The 2,598-nt window shown below is 30.8% G+C and carries 2 protein-coding genes; one reads left to right on the forward strand and one right to left on the reverse strand.

The window, feature by feature from the left end; genetic code table 11:
• On the forward strand, positions 1 to 96 hold a 96-nt coding region (locus tag N518_RS17000), incomplete at its 5' end, for a 4Fe-4S dicluster domain-containing protein (protein ID WP_155756719.1).
• Between the two features lie 1,167 nt (positions 97 to 1,263).
• Here N518_RS17000 and N518_RS0115070 read toward each other — a convergent pair.
• Positions 1,264 to 1,812: a cytochrome b gene (locus N518_RS0115070; protein WP_005026010.1), complete on the reverse strand. Its 549-nt coding sequence runs from the start codon at positions 1,810 to 1,812 to the stop codon at positions 1,264 to 1,266.
• Positions 1,813 to 2,598: the final 786 nt, after the last annotated feature.

The following is a 2,598-nucleotide window of genomic DNA, read 5'->3' on the forward strand; positions in this document are numbered from 1 at the left end:
GTGCACTGCAAGACCTGTGACATCAAGGACCCTTCACAAAACATCACATGGGTAACACCGGAAGGTGGTGGTGGTCCTAACTACCCAAATATGTAGCAGCTATTTTAGCTCTTCATTTATTATTTTTTAGGTAAATAAGCCCTCTAGAGGGCTTATTTAAATTAAAGGATCTGCAAGGGCTTACTTACAGAGCCCTGTTTAACTAGCTATATCAGATTTTCAATCTTTATACTTTGTAGCTCTTTAATTTATGTTTAATGCTTAATTTAAAATTACCAACTAACTTTTAGATTCTCTACAGTTTTCTCATTCTGAGTTATAAGCTGTGCTCGTGCAGAAAAATAAGATTTAAGTTATCTTTTAAATTAAATAAATTCATATACTTGATTTACTAAAAACTATTTTATTTAAATACGGCGCACAAGGGATGCGAATAGAACAACTTTTTCTGATTTATTATGCTTTAACTCTATATCGCCACGAGTACTATTAAAAGTTATCTATACTGTCATTCTGATTGATATTTACTTATCCTATTTTCTATCATCTATAAAAGAAAAATGGCAGGGTTCAGTTATCTCCCTTCCTCTATTTACTGCTTACCTAAACAATAAGTATTAATTGCAATGTGTAATGGCAACCAAGTTATAAGTTCATAAGATGTAAACAAGCATTCGGCCAGTATTTTATATCGATTTTTACTTTTATTTACTTTCTATAGTCCGGATAAATTTTAAAACTACAGGCAGCATGGTTACTACAATCATTCAATTTATAAAGGTAATAAGAGTCTAATATAACCACTTTTTCTCAAAAATATCGACATTTTCAGCTTGGTTTACAAATTCGGTATCAAGTTGTGCTTTTAATTTCTGTTAGCAGGAGCTCTACTGATCTGCTTGGTCTGATAACAATACCTATTTTGGCATAGTGCTTTCACTATTAATTCTTATGATTAGTAACTGATTATTATACGCTTTTTAGGAAAAACTTTAAATTAATTTAGTGGCCTGATAAAATTTGATCTTTAAAATTAAAAACCCGCTCATTTGAGCGGGCGTTTATTCAATTGCGCTGATTACACAAGATTTGCCTATTTAACAGACATTTCTATAATAAGATAGATAATATTTAATTTATATACCTAAAAATAAATAACAGATTTAAATCTATTTACCTTCTAAATCATTTAAATATATATTTAATATTAAAAAAGCTTATTAGATTTAGCCTGTTAGCTTAGATATAACTCATCTCAAGACTTCAATGGCCTATCATACTTTTCAGAATATGATCTTTATCAATAAAATGATGTTTTAAAGCTGCAAGTATGTGCCCGGCGACTAATAGACCTGCTCCCCAAGATAGATAAATATGTAAAGGCTTTACTACTGCAAGTACCTCCTGATTTGGCTGAATAAGCGTCGGTAAATTGAATAAATACAATACAGGAGCAAGATGTCCAGCGGACCAGCTAAATAAACAGCCTGTAACAGGCAAAGCAATCAAAACAAGATATAAACATAAATGTCCAGCATGAGCTGCTTTTTTCATCATGGGAGACATACTTACTGGAAGCTCAGGTACGGGATGCGTATAGCGCCATAATATACGGATTACTAAAAGGAAAATAAGTATGGTCGCTATATTTTTATGAAGAGTAATAATATCGCCCTTAAAACTTCCATTAATTTCATAAGTTAAAAAATTTCCACTATAAAAACCTATAAGCCAAGCTGTAAGAAAAATAAATGCCATCACCCAATGCAGGATTTGTGCTGTACGGGTATAATAAACTGACGAATTCGTCATAAATATTCCTGAAGTTATTTTAAGCTGTTATAAAAAAATAGACAGAGAAGCATTTTTTCTGTCTATAGCCTGTTTTATTGAATTCTAATTATATTCTTGGCTGGATTAAACGAGAGTAAATAAAACACATCGTTTCGAAATTGAAATGCTTATCCTCTCCATGAAGTTAGAATGACCAATAGTAAGGTATTAATTATTATTCTAAATAATTATCTTTATTTAAATAAAAATTAATTAGTGTAGACAAGAGTACCTACTCCTATAATTAATTATCCAACTCAAAATTACCAGCCATTGAAAGTGTTTCTATAAATCTAGCAACTCATCTGGAAATGCATGAAATAACCCAGCACTTCATAAAATGAATATCTTTAAACCTATACAGTAAATATTTCTAGAAAAAGCTTAGCCCAGTGTTCAGCTGGGTATACGAGAATAATCAAAAGTAATAGATTGTTTATTCAGTTTGAAAACCTATAAAACTCACTGTAATTAGCTAACCAGTAATTTTCCAGCTATGAATAAAAAATAAGCTATGAGTAAAGAAGTAATAAGAAAAGCAGGATCAAATGCAGAGGGCTGATCAGATATTTTTTAACTGAGAGGTCTAAAATGAAAATTTTAAACTTTTTATAAACTCATCTAGATTGATCATTTTATTTTTATAAAGTTTAGTGTTCCTTATCAAAAACAAGGCGAATTCAAACATGAGGTGCGACAGTTTGAAAAGTCTTATGATAATCAACAAGCTGAGCAAATTTCTCTAATGGTGTAAGCCAATCTAAC

The organism is Acinetobacter sp. UNC436CL71CviS28 (genome assembly GCF_000620525.1).
GTDB classification, from domain to species: Bacteria; Pseudomonadota; Gammaproteobacteria; order Pseudomonadales; family Moraxellaceae; genus Acinetobacter; species Acinetobacter radioresistens.

Coding starts and splice junctions, on each gene's coding strand:
- N518_RS0115070 (WP_005026010.1), bottom strand. CDS start 1,812: ATGACGAATTCGTCAGTTTATTATACCCGTACAGCACAAATCCTGCAT.